Origin of the sequence: Cellulomonas xylanilytica (assembly GCF_007989805.1) — a bacterium.
GTDB lineage: Bacteria > Actinomycetota > Actinomycetes > Actinomycetales > Cellulomonadaceae > Cellulomonas > Cellulomonas xylanilytica.
Window position 1 is genome coordinate 47,630 of sequence record NZ_BJUB01000004.1, and the last position, 14,701, is coordinate 62,330.

General features: G+C 71.9%; 13 protein-coding genes. 5 read left to right on the forward strand and 8 right to left on the reverse strand.

Going from position 1 to position 14,701, the window contains the following annotated elements; genetic code table 11:
* Nucleotides 1-19: 19 nt before the first annotated feature.
* Entirely contained in the window at nucleotides 20-961 is a 942-nt protein-coding gene (locus CXY01_RS07370; RefSeq protein ID WP_222594507.1) for a tyrosine recombinase, read from the reverse strand.
* A gap of 2 nt (nucleotides 962-963) precedes the next feature.
* Nucleotides 964-1,872, reverse strand: coding sequence for a heme o synthase (locus CXY01_RS07375; RefSeq protein WP_246125138.1), 909 nt, complete (start codon nucleotides 1,870-1,872; stop codon nucleotides 964-966).
* Between the two features lie 394 nt (nucleotides 1,873-2,266).
* Between CXY01_RS07375 and tkt the strand changes: the two genes are divergently transcribed.
* The 5 genes from tkt to pgl all read left to right on the forward strand — a co-directional run bounded on the left by tkt (nucleotide 2,267) and on the right by pgl (nucleotide 9,541).
* On the forward strand, nucleotides 2,267-4,438 hold the full coding sequence (tkt, locus tag CXY01_RS07380) for a transketolase (protein ID WP_146926617.1): 2,172 nt from the start codon (nucleotides 2,267-2,269) through the stop codon (nucleotides 4,436-4,438).
* Between the two features lie 63 nt (nucleotides 4,439-4,501).
* Nucleotides 4,502-5,644, forward strand: a complete 1,143-nt coding sequence (gene tal, locus CXY01_RS07385) for a transaldolase (protein ID WP_146926619.1) — start codon at nucleotides 4,502-4,504, stop codon at nucleotides 5,642-5,644.
* Nucleotides 5,641-7,182, forward strand: a complete 1,542-nt coding sequence (gene zwf, locus CXY01_RS07390; protein WP_146926620.1) for a glucose-6-phosphate dehydrogenase — start codon at nucleotides 5,641-5,643, stop codon at nucleotides 7,180-7,182. Before tal ends, zwf begins: the two co-directional genes overlap by 4 nt.
* Nucleotides 7,179-8,096, forward strand: coding sequence for a glucose-6-phosphate dehydrogenase assembly protein OpcA (locus CXY01_RS07395; RefSeq protein WP_146926622.1), 918 nt, complete (start codon nucleotides 7,179-7,181; stop codon nucleotides 8,094-8,096). Before zwf ends, CXY01_RS07395 begins: the two co-directional genes overlap by 4 nt.
* Nucleotides 8,093-9,541, forward strand: coding sequence for a 6-phosphogluconolactonase (gene pgl / locus CXY01_RS21375; protein WP_146926624.1), 1,449 nt, complete (start codon nucleotides 8,093-8,095; stop codon nucleotides 9,539-9,541). The genes CXY01_RS07395 and pgl overlap by 4 nt, the downstream gene beginning before the upstream one ends.
* A 57-nt stretch (nucleotides 9,542-9,598) precedes the next feature.
* On the opposite strand, the gene CXY01_RS07405 is transcribed toward pgl, so the two are convergent.
* The 6 genes from CXY01_RS07405 to whiA form a co-directional block, all read right to left on the reverse strand.
* Complete coding sequence (locus tag CXY01_RS07405) at nucleotides 9,599-9,946, reverse strand: RNA polymerase-binding protein RbpA (RefSeq protein ID WP_055914815.1); 348 nt, start codon at nucleotides 9,944-9,946, stop codon at nucleotides 9,599-9,601.
* Nucleotides 9,947-9,957: 11 nt separating this feature from the next.
* A complete protein-coding gene (gene secG / locus CXY01_RS07410) occupies nucleotides 9,958-10,200 on the reverse strand; it encodes a preprotein translocase subunit SecG (RefSeq protein WP_146926626.1) in 243 nt (80 codons plus the stop codon).
* Nucleotides 10,201-10,365: 165 nt separating this feature from the next.
* Complete coding sequence (tpiA, locus tag CXY01_RS07415) at nucleotides 10,366-11,160, reverse strand: triose-phosphate isomerase (RefSeq protein ID WP_146926628.1); 795 nt, start codon at nucleotides 11,158-11,160, stop codon at nucleotides 10,366-10,368.
* Nucleotides 11,161-11,163: 3 nt separating this feature from the next.
* Nucleotides 11,164-12,363: a phosphoglycerate kinase gene (locus CXY01_RS07420; protein ID WP_146926630.1), complete on the reverse strand. Its 1,200-nt coding sequence runs from the start codon at nucleotides 12,361-12,363 to the stop codon at nucleotides 11,164-11,166.
* Nucleotides 12,364-12,480: 117 nt separating this feature from the next.
* Nucleotides 12,481-13,485 (reverse strand): type I glyceraldehyde-3-phosphate dehydrogenase, encoded by a 1,005-nt coding sequence (gene gap / locus CXY01_RS07425; protein WP_146926633.1) that lies wholly within the window; start codon nucleotides 13,483-13,485, stop codon nucleotides 12,481-12,483.
* A gap of 193 nt (nucleotides 13,486-13,678) precedes the next feature.
* A complete protein-coding gene (whiA, locus tag CXY01_RS07430) occupies nucleotides 13,679-14,659 on the reverse strand; it encodes a DNA-binding protein WhiA (RefSeq protein ID WP_056027735.1) in 981 nt (326 codons plus the stop codon).
* Nucleotides 14,660-14,701 lie beyond the last annotated feature (42 nt).

Consider the following 14,701-nt stretch of genomic DNA (forward strand, 5'->3'; position numbering starts at 1 on the left):
CCGCGCGACAGTCCGATGCTCACCGTGCGCGTGGGTGCGACACCGCGAAGACCTCGCGCAACGTGTCCGGGGTCACCGTCGTGTACACCTGCGTCGTGGTCACCGACGCGTGCCCGAGCATCGCCTGGACCACGTGCACGTCGGCGCCGCCCGCGAGCAGGTGGGTGGCGAACGAGTGCCGCAGGGTGTGCGGGGAGATCTGCTCCGCACCGGCGAGCCCGGCACGTCCCGCCGCCAGGCGCAGGACCGCCCACGCGCTCTGCCGGCTGAGCCGGGCGCCGCGCGTGTTGAGGAACACCCCTGTCGGGTCCCCCGCGCTGCCGGCCGCCAGCGTGGGGCGCGCGTCGACGAGGTACGCCTCCACCGCCTCGAGCGCGAAGGCCCCCAGCGGGACGACGCGTTCCTTGGTGCCCTTGCCGACCAGGCGCACCGCCGCCCGTCCCGGGGTGCGGTCCACGTCCTCGACGTCGAGACCGACCACCTCGGAGATCCGGGCACCCGTGCCGTAGACGAGCTCGAGCAGCGCGCGGTCGCGCAGCGGCACAGGTCCCTCGCCCTGCCCGGCCGCCTCCAGCAGCCGTTCGACGTCGTCGACGGAGATCGCCCTGGGCACTCGCCTGGGCTGCGCCGGAGGCCGCACCGCGCGGGCCGGGTCGAGCCCGGTCACCCCACCCGCGAGCAGGAACCGGTGCCACCCGCGGACCGCGACGACGATCCGCGCGGCGGACGCCTCCGACAGCGGCGTGCGCCCGTCGGACCCCGCGCGCACCGCGACCAGGAAGTCCTCGACGTCGGGTCCGGCGACGTCCTCCGGCCGGTGGCGGCCCCGCGACCGGAGGAAGGCGGTGTAGCGCGTCAGGTCGCGCCGGTAGGCGAGCAGGGTGTTCGTCGACAGCCCGCGGTCGACGGACAGGTGCGCGAGGTAGTGCTCGACAGCGGTGTCGAGCGCCGGGTCCGTCACGGTCAGAACGGCAGGAACACGTCCACCGCGATCGCGACGGACAGCAGGGTGAGGTACGTGATCGACGCGTGGAACACGCTCATCGCGCGGAGCTTGCCGGCCTCTGGGTGCTCCGCGCGGCGCAGCAGCCCGATGCAGGACCACAGGAACCAGAGCCCGAGGGCCAGGGCGACGACGCCGTACACCCAGGTCATGCCCTGGACGGGGACCAGCAGCAGCGAGCAGGCGATCATCGCGACGGTGTACGCGATCATCTCGCGCGCCACCTTGGTGTCCTTGGCGACCACCGGCAGCATGGGCACGCCCGCGGCGGCGTAGTCGCGGCGGAACTTCATCGACAGCGGCCAGTAGTGCGGCGGGGTCCAGAAGAAGATGACGCCGAACAGCAGCGCGGCGGTCCACGAGACGCCGCCCGTGACCGCGGACCAGCCGATGAGGACGGGCATGCACCCGGCCGCACCGCCCCAGACGATGTTCTGCGGCGTCCGGCGCTTGAGGATCATCGTGTAGCCGACGACGTAGATGAGGATCGCCGCGGCCGTCAGCCACGCCGACGCCGGGTTGACCATGAGGGCGAGCCACGCCAAGGACGCGACGCCGAGCACCAGACCGAAGACGAGAGCCGCACGCGGGCTGACCTCGCCCGTGACGATGGGCCGCCGCTTGGTGCGGTTCATGATCTTGTCGATGTCGCGGTCGAGGTAGCAGTTCAGGACGTTGGCCGAGCCGGCCGCCGCAGCGCCGCCGACGAGCGTGGCGAGCACCAGACCGAAGCTGGGGAACCCGCCCTGCGCCAGGATCATCGTCGGGAGCGTGGTGACGAGCAGGAGCTCGATGACGCGCGGCTTGGTCAGCGCGACGTAGGGGCCGACCGTCCGGCGCAGCCGGGACAGCGGGCCGGACGGCGACACGGTGACCGTCGTGTCAGGAGCCCCCGGGGTCGACGCGGAGGACGCTCCGGCGTCGTCGACTGACAGGGGGCTGCTGAGGCGCACTCTCTGCGGTTCCGTTCGTGTTTCCGGCGGGGGTGGTTCGCGCAGCCATGCTACGGCCTGGACCTGCGCCGGGGCGCGACGCGGGCGCCGGAACGCGCACCGTCCCGTGTGAGATCGGTCGCTCCTCCGCGTGATGAGCACGCCCGGCGCCGGTGCCCAGGTGCGCTATAGGGTCGGTTTGCACGGTCAGACGACCGCCCGCGACGGCGTGACGTCCCACCCTGCTCGGCATCCGGACCTGGGTGCCGTGAGGTCGAAGATCTCGTCCGACACGACACCCGGACCCCTGCCCGGGTGGAAATGAGGTTCGGTGAACGCGAAGGCTCCTCTGGCTGAGACGGTCGGTTGGTCCGACCTCGACCTGCGGGCGGTGGACACCGTGCGTGTCCTGGCTGCCGACGCGGTCGAGAAGGTGGGCAACGGCCACCCCGGGACGGCGATCAGCCTCGCCCCCGCGGCGTACCTGCTCTACCAGAACGTGCTCCGGCACGACCCGGCGGACCCGCACTGGCTGGGCCGTGATCGGTTCATCCTCTCCGCGGGCCACTCGAGCCTCACCCAGTACATCCAGCTCTACCTCGCGGGCTTCGGCCTGGAGATCGAGGACCTGGAGGCGCTGCGCACCTGGGGCTCCAAGACGCCCGGCCACCCGGAGTTCCGGCACACGACCGGCGTCGAGATCACCACGGGTCCCCTCGGCCAGGGCCTCGCGTCGGCCGTCGGCTTCGCGATGGCGGCGCGGCGCGAGCGCGGCCTGCTCGACCCCGAGGCCGCCCCCGGCACCAGCCCGTTCGACCACTTCGTCTACGTGGTCGCGTCCGACGGGGACCTGCAGGAGGGCGTGACCAGCGAGGCGTCGTCCATCGCGGGCACCCAGGAGCTGGGCAACCTGATCGTCCTGTGGGACGACAACCACATCTCGATCGAGGGCGACACCGAGATCGCCTTCACCGAGGACGTCGTCGCGCGGTACGAGGCGTACGGCTGGCACGTGCAGTTCGTCGACTGGACCGGCGGCCCGGACGGGTACCGCGAGGACGTCGACGCCCTGCACGCCGCGATCGAGGCGGCCAAGGCCGTCACGGACCGCCCCTCCTTCATCGGCTTGCGCACCCTCATCGCGTGGCCCACGCCGACCAAGACCAACGACCACTCGTCGCACGGCTCGAAGCTGGGCGGCGACGCCATCCGCGGCCTGAAGGAGCTCCTCGGGTTCGACCCCGAGAAGACGTTCGAGGTCGCCCCCGAGGTCCTGGCGCACACGCGCGGCCTGTCCGAGCGCACGGCTCCCGCGAAGGCCGAGTGGCAGAGCGCCTTCGACGCCTGGCGCTCCGCCAACCCGGAGAACGCCGCCCTGCTCGACCGGCTGGTCGCCGGCGAGCTGCCGGACGGCTGGACCGAGTCCCTCCCCGTGTTCCCCGCGGGCAAGTCCGTCGCCACCCGCGCCGCCTCGGGCGAGGTGCTCAGCGCGCTGGCGCCGGTGCTGCCCGAGCTGTGGGGCGGCTCGGCCGACCTCGCCGGCTCCAACAACACGACGATGAAGGGCGAGCCGTCCTTCATCCCCGCCAAGCGCTCCACGCACGAGTTCGCGGGCGACCAGTACGGGCGCACGCTGCACTTCGGCATCCGTGAGCACGCGATGGGCGCGATCCTCTCGGGCATCCGGCTGCACGGTCTGACCCGGCCGTACGGCGGGACGTTCTTCACGTTCAGCGACTACATGCGCGGCTCGGTCAGGCTCGCGTCGCTCATGGGCGTCCCGGCCGTCTACGTGTGGACGCACGACTCCATCGGCCTCGGCGAGGACGGCCCGACGCACCAGCCGATCGAGCACCTCGCGGCCGTCCGCGCGATCCCCGGCCTGACGATCGTCCGCCCGGCCGACGCCAACGAGACCGCCGCCGCCTGGGCCGCCGTCCTCGAGCACACCGACGGCCCCGTCGGCCTCATCCTCACGCGCCAGAACGTCCCGACGTTCCCGCGCGGCGAGGACGGGTTCGCGACGACCGAGGGCGTCGCCCGCGGCGCGTACACGCTCCTCGAGGCGAGCTCGGGCACGCCCGACGTGATCCTCATCGGCACGGGGTCCGAGGTCCAGGTCGCCGTGGCCGCCCGCGAGACGCTCGAGGCGGCGGGCGTCGCGACGCGCGTCGTCTCGGCGCCGTCGCTGGAGTGGTTCGCCGAGCAGGACGAGGAGTACCGCGAGTCGGTGCTGCCGTCGTCGGTGCGCGCCCGGGTGTCCGTCGAGGCGGGCATCGCGCTGTCGTGGCACAAGATCGTCGGCGACGCCGGCCGGTCGGTGTCGATCGAGCACTACGGGGCGTCGGCGGATGCCGAGACCCTCTTCCGCGAGTTCGGCTTCACGCCCGAGGCCGTCGTCGCGGCAGCGCACGAGTCGATCGCGGCGACCCGCGGCGACGCGGCGCCCGCCAGCTCCGGTGCGGTCCCGACCGAGAGCGGCACGGGCGACCAGAAGGTCTGAGTCTGAACGGGCGCGCCGGTCCCGGTCCTCCCGGGGCCGGCGCGCGGGAGAAGGGGATCGACCATGGCACCGAGCAGCACCCCTCTGGCACGGCTGGCTGACGCCGGCGTCGCGATCTGGCTCGACGACCTCTCGCGCGAACGCCTGCGCACGGGGAACCTCGCCGAGCTCGTCGCGTCGAAGGGCGTCGTCGGCGTGACGACGAACCCGTCCATCTTCGCGAGTGCGCTGGCGAAGGGCGACGCCTACGACGAGCAGCTGCGCGAGCTCGCCGCCGACGGCGCCGACGTGGACGACGCGGTCTTCCGCATCACCACGGACGACGTCCGGCAGGCGGCGGACGTCCTGCGCCCCGTCTACGACGCCACGGACGGCGTGGACGGCCGCGTGTCGATCGAGGTCGACCCCCGCCTGGCCAAGGACACCGAGGGCACCATCGCCTCGGCGAAGTCGCTCTGGTCGACGGTCGACCGGCCCAACGTCTTCATCAAGATCCCCGCCACCCGCGAGGGGCTCCCGGCGATCACCGCCGTCCTCGCCGAGGGGATCAGCGTCAACGTCACGCTGATCTTCTCGCTCGAGCGGTACGGCGCGGTCCTCGACGCGTTTCAGACCGGGCTGGAGCAGGCCCGAGCCAACGGGCACGACCTCGCACCGATCGAGTCGGTCGCGTCCTTCTTCGTCTCCCGGGTGGACGCGGCGATCGACCCGCGGCTCGACGCCATCGGCACCCCCGAGGCGGCCGCCCTGCGCGGCAAGGCCGCGATCGCCAACGCTCGCCTGGCGTACGGGCTCTACCAGGAGGTCGTCGCCGACGACCGCTGGAAGGCGCTGTCCGCGGCCGGCGCGCACCCGCAGCGGCCGCTCTGGGCGTCCACCGGCGTCAAGGACAAGGCGTACCCCGACACCCTCTACGTCGACGAGCTCGTCGTCGCCGGCGTCGTCAACACCATGCCGGAGGCCACCCTGAACGCGGTCGCGGACCACGGCGGGGACGCGACGGACACGGTCACCGGAACACGGCAGGAGTCGGAGGCCGTCATCGCCGGCCTGCGGGAGCTCGGCATCGACATCGACGAGGTCACCGAGCAGCTGGAGGTCGAGGGCGTGGACAAGTTCACGGCGAGCTGGGGCGACCTCCTCACCACCGTGTCCGAGGGCCTGTCCGGTGCCGGCGAGCAGAACGCGGCCGGGGGGGCCAGGTGAGCCCCAGCAAGGTGTCCGCCGGCGTCAACCCGCTGCGCGACCCCCGCGACCGTCGGCTCCCCCGCATCGCGGGACCGTGCGGTCTGGTCATCTTCGGCGTCACGGGCGACCTCGCGCGCAAGAAGCTGATGCCTGCGGTCTACGACCTCACCAACCGGGGCCTGCTCCCGCCCGGCTTCGCGCTGACCGGCTTCGCGCGGCGCGACTGGGCGACGCAGGACTTCGCCCAGATCGTGCACGACTCCGTCAAGGAGCACGCACGGACGCCGTTCCGCGAGGCCACCTGGCGTCAGCTGTCCGAGGGCATCCGCTTCGTCCAGGGCACGTTCGACGACGACGACGCGTTCGACCGCCTGAGCGACACCGTCCACGAGCTCGACGAGTCCCGCGGCACGGGCGGCAACCACGCCTTCTACCTCTCGGTCCCGCCGAGCGCGTTCCCCGTCGTCTGCAAGCAGCTGGCGCGGTCCGGCCTGTCGCAGCCCGACGGCGACACGTGGCGCCGCGTCGTCATCGAGAAGCCGTTCGGCCACGACCTGGCCAGCGCCCGCGAGCTCAACGAGATCGTGTCGAGCGTCTTCCGGCCGGACGACATCTTCCGGATCGACCACTACCTGGGCAAGGAGACGGTCCAGAACCTGCTGGCGCTGCGCTTCGCCAACCAGCTGTACGAGCCCATCTGGAACGCCAACTACGTCGACCACGTCCAGATCACGATGGCCGAGGACATCGGCATCGGCGGCCGCGCGGGGTACTACGACGGCATCGGCGCGGCGCGCGACGTCATCCAGAACCACCTCCTGCAGCTCCTCGCCCTCACGGCGATGGAGGAGCCCGCGTCGTTCGAGGCGTCCAGCCTGACGGCGGAGAAGATCAAGGTCCTCTCGGCGGTCCGGCTCCCCCGCGACATCGGCAAGCACACCGCGCGCGGCCAGTACGCGGCCGGGTGGCAGGGCGGCGAGAAGGTCGTCGGCTACCTCGAGGAGGAGGGCTTCAACCCGGAGTCCACCACCGAGACGTTCGCCGCGATCCGCGTGGACATCGACAACCGCCGCTGGGCCGGGGTGCCGTTCTACCTGCGCACCGGCAAGCGCCTGGGACGCCGGGTGACCGAGATCGCCGTGGTGTTCAAGCGCGCTCCGCACCTGCCCTTCGAGTCGACCGCGACCGAGGAGCTGGGCAAGAACGCCCTGGTCATCCGTGTGCAGCCCGACGAGGGCGTGACCCTGCGGTTCGGCGCCAAGGTGCCGGGCACGGCCATGGAGGTCCGCGACGTCACGATGGACTTCGGCTACGGCCACGCGTTCACCGAGTCGTCCCCCGAGGCGTACGAGCGACTGATCCTCGACGTCCTGCTGGGTGACCCACCGCTCTTCCCCCGGCACGAGGAGGTCGAGCTGTCCTGGAAGGTGCTCGACCCGATCACCGAGTACTGGGCGGGCAAGGGCAAGCCCGAGGAGTACCGCTCCGGCACCTGGGGTCCGGAGTCGGCGGACAGGATGATGGCGCGCGACGGGCGAGCCTGGAGGCGGCCATGATCATCGAGATGCCCGACACGACGACGCGGGACATCAACAAGCGTCTGCTCAAGGAACGTGACGAGGGCGGCGCGATCGCCCTCGGACGCGTCCTCACGCTCATCATCTCGGTGGGCGACCGGGACCCGGACGAGGCCATCGACGCGGCGAACGACGCCAGCCGCGAGCACCCGTGCCGCGTCATCGTCATCGCGAACGACGTCCAGGACCGCGCGTCGAACCTCGACGCGCAGATCCGGCTCGGGGGCGACGCCGGCGCCAGCGAGGTCCTGGTGCTGCGGCCGTCCGGGCAGCTGGAGCGGCATCTCGACACGCTCGTGATCCCGCTGCTGCTCCCCGACGCCCCCATCGTCACGTGGTGGCCGTACGAGATCCCCGACAACCCGTCCGAGCACCCGCTCGGACGCATGGCGGCGCGGCGGATCACGGACACGACGCAGTGCGCCCGGCCGAACGCCGCGCTGCGTGCGCTCGCCGCGGCGCACGCCGACGGGGACACCGACCTCGCGTGGACGCGCGCGACGCTGTGGCGCGGCCTCATCGCGGCCACCCTCGACCAGCCGCCCTACGAGCCGGTCCAGAAGGCGGTCGTCGCCGGCGAGAGCACCCACCCGTCCGTCGACCTCATGGCGGCGTGGCTGGCCTACGCGCTCAAGTGCCCCGTGGAGATCGAGCGGATCAAGGACGCCCCGGCGATCACGCAGGTGCGACTCCAGCGCGCGTCCGGCGACATCGTGCTGGACCGGCCCGACGGCAAGACCGCCGCGCTGCGCCAGCCCGACCAGCCGGAGCACCGCATCGCCCTGCCCATCCGCCAGCTGCGTGAGTGCCTGGCCGAGGAGCTGCGGCGGCTCGACGCGGACGAGGTCTACGGCGAGGTGCTGCAGAAGGGCCTTGCGAGGATCGACGCATGACGCGCGACGTCGTCGTCCACCCGGACGCCCGTGTCCTCGCCGAGTCGGTCGCGGCCCGGCTGCTCACGCACCTGGTCGACGTCCAGTCGCACCGCTCCCCCGTCCACGTCGTCCTCACCGGCGGCACGGTCGGCATCGCCGCGCTCGAGGCGGTCGCCGCGAGCCCGGTCCGGGACGCGGTCGACTGGTCCGGGGTGCACCTGTGGTGGGGCGACGAGCGCTTCCTGCCCGACGGTGACCCGGACCGCAACGAGACGCAGGCCCGGAACGCCCTCATCGACGCGCTCGGCGAGGCGCTGCCGGTCGAGAACGTGCACCCGATGCCCGCACGGTCGGACGACGTGACTACGCCCGAGGCGTCCGCCGAGGCCTACGCCGCCGCGCTGGCCGAGGCCGGTTCCCCCGCGTTCGACGTGCTCCTGCTCGGCATGGGACCCGACGGTCACGTCGCCTCGCTGTTCCCCGGGCACGACGCTCTCGGCGTGCAGGGACAGCCGACGGTGGGGGTGCACGGCTCGCCCAAGCCCCCGCCGGAGCGCGTGTCGCTGACCTACGACGCCATCCACGGCGCTCGGGAGGTCTGGGTGGTCGCAGCGGGCTCGGAGAAGGCCGAGGCGGTCGCCTCCGCGCTGCGCGGCGCTCCGGTGACCACGACACCCGCCGCCGGCGCGATCGGCGCGGAGCGGACGCTCTGGCTCGTCGACGTCGCCGCCACCGAGGGGCTCGGCACTCCCTCCGCCCTCTCGACGACGGCGGCGGCCTTCCCCGCCCCGGTCGACACCGCGGCCGAGACCTGGACGCACGTCGACGAGTACTTCTCCGTCCTCGTGCCCGAGGATGTCGCCCTCGTCGAGACCCGGCACGCCGCCGCGGCCGGCGGCCTGCCCGACATCGCCGTGGCCGCCAACCAGGGCAAGCTGCTGCACCTGCTCGCGCAGTCCGTGGGTGCACGGCGGATCCTCGAGATCGGCACGCTCGGCGGCTACAGCACCCTCTGGCTGGCCCGTGCCCTGCCGTCCGACGGACGGCTGACCACCCTCGAGATCGACCCGGAGCACGCACGCGTCGCGACGGACTCGCTCACGCAGGCGGGTGTCGACGACCTCGTCGACGTGCTCGTGGGGCCGGCAGCCGACACGCTCGACAGCCTCGTCGGCGAAGGCGCCGAGCCGTACGACCTCGTCTTCATCGACGCCGACAAGCAGTCGATCCCCCGGTACCTCGAGCAGACGCTCGAGCTCACGCGTCCCGGGTCGGTCGTCATCGTCGACAACGTGGTCCGCGGCGGCGCCGTGGTCGACGCCGAGCACCCGGACGAGCGCGTCCAGGGAGTGCGGTCGATGGTCGAGCTGCTCACGGACCACCCGCGGTACGACGCGACGGTCGTCCAGACGGTCGGCAGCAAGGGGTACGACGGCTTCGCGCTCCTGCGGGTCCGCGACTGACGTCGACCGACGACAGAAGGCCCCCCGCAACGGTGCGGGGGGCCTTCTCGCGTCCGGTCAGCCGCCGCGCTTGGCGCGCAGTGCGGCGAGTGCCTCGTCGAGGATCGCGGCACCGTCCTCGTCGGACCGCCGCTCCTTCACGTAGGCCAGGTGCGTCTTGTACGGCTCGTTCTTGGACGGGGACGGAGGGTTCTCCTGGTCCTGCCCGGCGGGGAACCCGCAGCGCGGGCAGTCCCACGTCACCGGCGCCTCGAGAGCGGCCTCCTCGGCGAAGCTGGGGCGTGTCTCGTGCCCGTTGGCGCACCAGTACGACACCCAGATCCGCGGGGCCGTGTCGCCGCGCTCCGCCTCGCCCATCGGGCCTGCGCCGACTCGCGACCCCCTGATCGCGCTCCCGCTCGCCATCGTCTACCGCCTCAGACCGTGCGCTCGATGAGCCCGAGCAGGACGATGATCGCCGTCCACACGAGCGCGGTGCCGACAGTGATGCGGTTGAGGTTCCGCTCCGCGACTCCGGAGCTCCCCGCGCTGCTCGTGATGCCACCGCCGAACATGTCCGACAGGCCACCACCCTTGCCCTTGTGGAGCAGGACGAGCGGGACGAGCAGGAGGCTGGTCAGCACCAGCAGCACCTGGAGGGTGATACGAAGGCCAGTCACGTCGGTGTAGTTCCTCACTGGGCGGGCACATCGACGGCGGTGAAGCCAGCGACGTTGCGGTGGACCGCGGTACAGGGTAGGCGACGAGTGGGGCGATAAGCCACCACCGTGCCCGGGCAGGTTCCGGGAGGATCCCCGGAACCTGCCCAGCACATCGGTGTCGGGTCAGAGACCGACGGCGTGCGACTTGTACCGCGCGATCGCGGCGAACTCCTCGGGGTCCAGGCTCGCGCCCCCGACGAGCGCACCGTCGACGTCCGGCTTCGCCATGATCGACGCGACGTTGGAGGACTTCACGGAACCGCCGTAGAGCACGCGGACCGCGTCGGCCGTCGCGGCGTCGTACAGCTCGCCGATCCGGGCGCGGATGGCCGCGGCCAGCTCCTGCGCGTCCTCCGGGGTCGCCGTCTCGCCGGTGCCGATGGCCCAGACGGGCTCGTAGGCGACGACGATGGTGGCCACCTGGGCGGCCGTCAGACCGGCCAGGGCGCCGTCCAGCTGGGCGAGCGTGTGCGGGACGTGCTCGCCGGCCTTGCGGACGTCCAGCACCTCGCCGACGCACAGGATCGGGACGAGGCCTGCGCCGAGCGCCGACTTCACCTTCGCATTGATCAGCTCGTCGGACTCGTTGTGGTACTCCCGGCGCTCCGAGTGACCGATGGCCACGTACGTGACGCCGAGCTTCGCCAGGAACAGCGGCGAGATCTCCCCGGTGTACGCACCCGAGGTGTGGGCCGAGACGTCCTGGGCGCCGTAGACCAGCTCGAGCTTGTCGGCGTCCACGAGCGTCTGCACGCTGCGCAGGTCCGTGAACGGGGGCAGCACGCAGACCTCGACGGCCGCGAAGTCGTGCCGGGCGTCCTTCAGCGTCCACGCGAGCTTCTGCACGGTGTGCGTCGCCTGGTGGTGGTCCAGGTTCATCTTCCAGTTGCCCGCCATCAGCGGGGTACGAGTGGTCAACGCTCAGTCCTCCAGAACCGCGATGCCGGGGAGCGTCTTGCCCTCGAGGAACTCGAGGCTCGCGCCACCACCGGTCGAGATGTGTCCGAACCCGGCCTCGTCGAAGCCGAGCGTGCGCACGGCCGCGGCGGAGTCGCCACCGCCGACGATGGTGAAGCCGCCGTTCTCGCCCGCGTCGACCAGGGCCTGCGCGACGGCACGCGTGCCGCCGGCGAACGCCTCGAACTCGAACACGCCCGCCGGACCGTTCCAGACGACCGTCTTCGCGTCGACGATCTTCGACGCGAACAGGGCGCTCGACTCGGGGCCGATGTCGAGGCCGATCTTGCCGTCGGGGATGGCGTCGGCCGCGACGACCTGCGCCGGGGAGTCGGCCTTGAACTCGTCGGCGACGACGATGTCGGTGGGGAGCACGATCTCCACGCCGGCCTCCTCGGCCTGCGCGAGGTAGCCCTTGACCGTCTCGATCTGGTCCTCCTCGAGGAGCGAGTCGCCCACCGAGTAGCCCTTGGCCGCGAGGAACGTGAAGAGCATGCCGCCGCCGATGAGCAGGCGGTCCGCCTTGGTCAGCAGGTTCGCGATCACGCCCAGCTTGTCGGAGACCTTGGAGCCGCCGAGGACGACGACGTAGGGCCGCGCCGGGTCGTCGGTCGCCTTGCGCAGCGACGCGACCTCCTTGAGGACGAGCTGTCCGACGGCGTGCGGGAGCACCTGGGCGACGTCGTAGACCGACGCCTGCTTGCGGTGCACGACGCCGAAGCCGTCCGAGACGAAGACGTCGGCAAGACCGGCCAGCTCACCGGCCAGCTCGGCGCGCTCCGCGTCGACCTTGGAGGTCTCGCGCGGGTCGAACCGGATGTTCTCCAGCAGGGCGATCTGCCCGTCCTGCAGCGCTGCGACCGTGGCCTTGGCGGAGTCGCCGACGACGTCCGTCGCGAGCGCCACCGGCTGGCCGAGCAGCTCGGAGAGCCGGTCCGCGACGGGCTTGAGGGAGTACTTGTCCTCCGGAGCACCCTTCGGGCGACCGAGGTGGGCCGTCACGACGACGCGCGCACCGGCGGCGAGCAGCGCCTGGAGCGTCGGCAGGGCCGCGCGCACGCGGCCGTCGTCCGTGATGGTGGTGCCGTCGAGCGGCACGTTGAAGTCGGAGCGGACGAGCACGCGCTTGCCGCGCAGGTCGCCGAGGTCCTCGATGGTCTTCATGCGTCTTCTTCCCGTGACTCGTTCAGGGGCTGACACGGCAGCGTCCGCGTGCGCCCGGGCCGAAGGGGCCGGGGCGCACGCGGACGCATGACCGTCACTACGGGTGCAGCGAGACCGTCAGAGACGCTCGCCGACGTACGAGGTGAGGGCGACGAGGCTGTTGGAGTAGCCCCACTCGTTGTCGTACCAGGAGACGACCTTGACCAGGTCCCCGCTCACCTTGGTGAGCTTGGAGTCGTAGATGCTCTGGTGCGGGTTCGTCACGATGTCGCTCGACACGATGTCCTCGTCGACGTACTCGAGGATGCCCTTGAGCGGACCGTCGGCGGCGGCCTTGACCGCCGCGTTGACCTCGTCGACCGTGACCTCGCGGGACGCGGTGAACGTGAGGTCCGTGGCCGAGCCCGTGATGACGGGGACGCGGAGCGCGTAGCCGTCGAGCTTGCCCTTGAGCTCCGGGAGCACGAGCGCCACGGCCTTGGCCGCACCGGTCGAGGTGGGGACGATGTTCGCGGCGGCGGCGCGCGCGCGACGCAGGTCCTTGTGGGGCCCGTCCTGGAGGTTCTGGTCACCCGTGTAGGCGTGGATCGTGGTCATGAGGCCACGCTCGATGCCGATCGAGTCGTTGAGCGCCTTGGCCAGCGGGGCGAGGCAGTTCGTGGTGCACGACGCGTTCGAGATGATGTGCTGCGTCGCGGCGTCGTACTGCTCGTGGTTGACGCCGACGACGAACGTGCCGTCCTCGTTCGAGGCGGGCGCGGAGATGATGACCTTCTTGGCACCGGCGTCGATGTGCGCCTTGGCCTTGGTCGCGTCGGTGAAGAAGCCGGTGGACTCGATGACGATGTCCGCACCCAGCTCGGCCCAGGGCAGGTCAGCGGGGTTCCGCTCCGCCAGGGCCCGGATCGGCTTGCCGTCGACGATGATGTTGTCGTCGTCGTAGCTGATGCTCAGCGGGAAACGGCCCAGCACGGTGTCGTACTTGAGCAGGTGCGCGAGCGTCTTGTTGTCCGTCAGGTCGTTCACACCGACGATCTCGATGTCGGCGCCGGACGCAAGGATCGCCCGGTAGAAGTTACGCCCGATACGGCCGAAGCCGTTGATACCGACGCGGATGGTCACTTGCCCTCCTCGGCAGCGCCGACGGGGGGTCGGCGCACACATTTTGGTGATGGGGTCACGCACGCCGCTGTGCGTTCCGACCGTGTCACCGGCTCCCGTGCACAGCACGGACGCACGTCAGGCGGTCGGATAGGACGACCCTATACCCGTGACCGGGGTCACGCGGACAGCGCCCACCGGGCGGACAGGTGACTCAGAGATCGAGCAGGTCAGGGCTCAGGCCGGCCTCGGTGTCCGGGATCCCGAGCTCCACCGCACGCTTGTCCGCGGTGGCCAGCAGGCGCCGGATCCGGCCGGCGACCGCGTCCTTGGTCAGCGTGGGGACCGCGAGCTTGCCCAGCTCCTCCAGCGACGCCTCCTTGTGCGCGAGGCGCAGCTCGCCCGCCTCGCGCAGGTGCTCGGGCAGCTCGTCGCCCAGGATCTCGAACGCCCGCTCGACGCGGGCTCCCGCGGCGACCGCCGCCCGCGCGGACCGGCGCAGGTTGGCGTCGTCGAAGTTGGCCAGCCGGTTCGCCGTGCCGCGCACCTCGCGCCGCACGCGGCGCTCCTCCCAGACGAGCATCGTCTCGTGGGCACCCAGCCGGGCGAGCATGGCGCTGATCGCGTCACCGTCGCGGATGACCACGCGGTCGATGCCGCGTACCTCGCGCGCCTTCGCGGCGATCCCGAGCCGTCGTGCGGCCCCGACCAGCGCGAGCGCCGCCTCGGGACCGGGGCAGGTGACCTCGAGGGCCGACGACCGTCCGGGCTCCGTGAGCGAGCCGTGCGCGAGGAAGGCCCCCCGCCAGGCGGACTCCGCCTCCGCGACGCCGGCGGACACCACCTGCGGCGGCAGGCCGCGCACGGGACGCCCGCGGTTGTCCAGCAGACCCGTCTGGCGCGCGAGCGACTCGCCGTCCTTGACCACCCGGACCACGTACCGGCTGCCCCGGCGCAGGCCTCCCCCGGACACGACGATGATCTCGCTCTCGTGCCCGTAGACCTCCGCGATCGCCTGCCGGAGCCTGCGGGCAGCGATGCCCGTGTCCAGCTCCGCCTCGATGACGATCCGACCCGAGATGATGTGCAGCCCCCCGGCGAACCTCAGGGTGGCCGAGACCTCGGCCTTCCGTGAGGACGTCTTGTCCACCTTCAGACGGGCGAGCTCGTCCTTCACCTGTGCCGTCAACGCCATGGGGTGCATCCTGCCATTGCGGGACACGTGTCCGGGACCGGT

Excerpts from the sequence above, each read along its gene's own strand:
- tal (WP_146926619.1), top strand. The coding sequence starts at position 4,502 with ATGGCACCGAGCAGCACCCCTCTGGCACGGCTGGCTGACGCCGGCGTC.
- CXY01_RS07395 (WP_146926622.1), top strand. The coding sequence starts at position 7,179 with ATGATCATCGAGATGCCCGACACGACGACGCGGGACATCAACAAGCGT.
- pgl (WP_146926624.1), top strand. The coding sequence starts at position 8,093 with ATGACGCGCGACGTCGTCGTCCACCCGGACGCCCGTGTCCTCGCCGAG.
- CXY01_RS07405 (WP_055914815.1), bottom strand. The coding sequence starts at position 9,946 with ATGGCGAGCGGGAGCGCGATCAGGGGGTCGCGAGTCGGCGCAGGCCCG.
- CXY01_RS07420 (WP_146926630.1), bottom strand. The coding sequence starts at position 12,363 with ATGAAGACCATCGAGGACCTCGGCGACCTGCGCGGCAAGCGCGTGCTC.
- whiA (WP_056027735.1), bottom strand. The coding sequence starts at position 14,659 with ATGGCGTTGACGGCACAGGTGAAGGACGAGCTCGCCCGTCTGAAGGTG.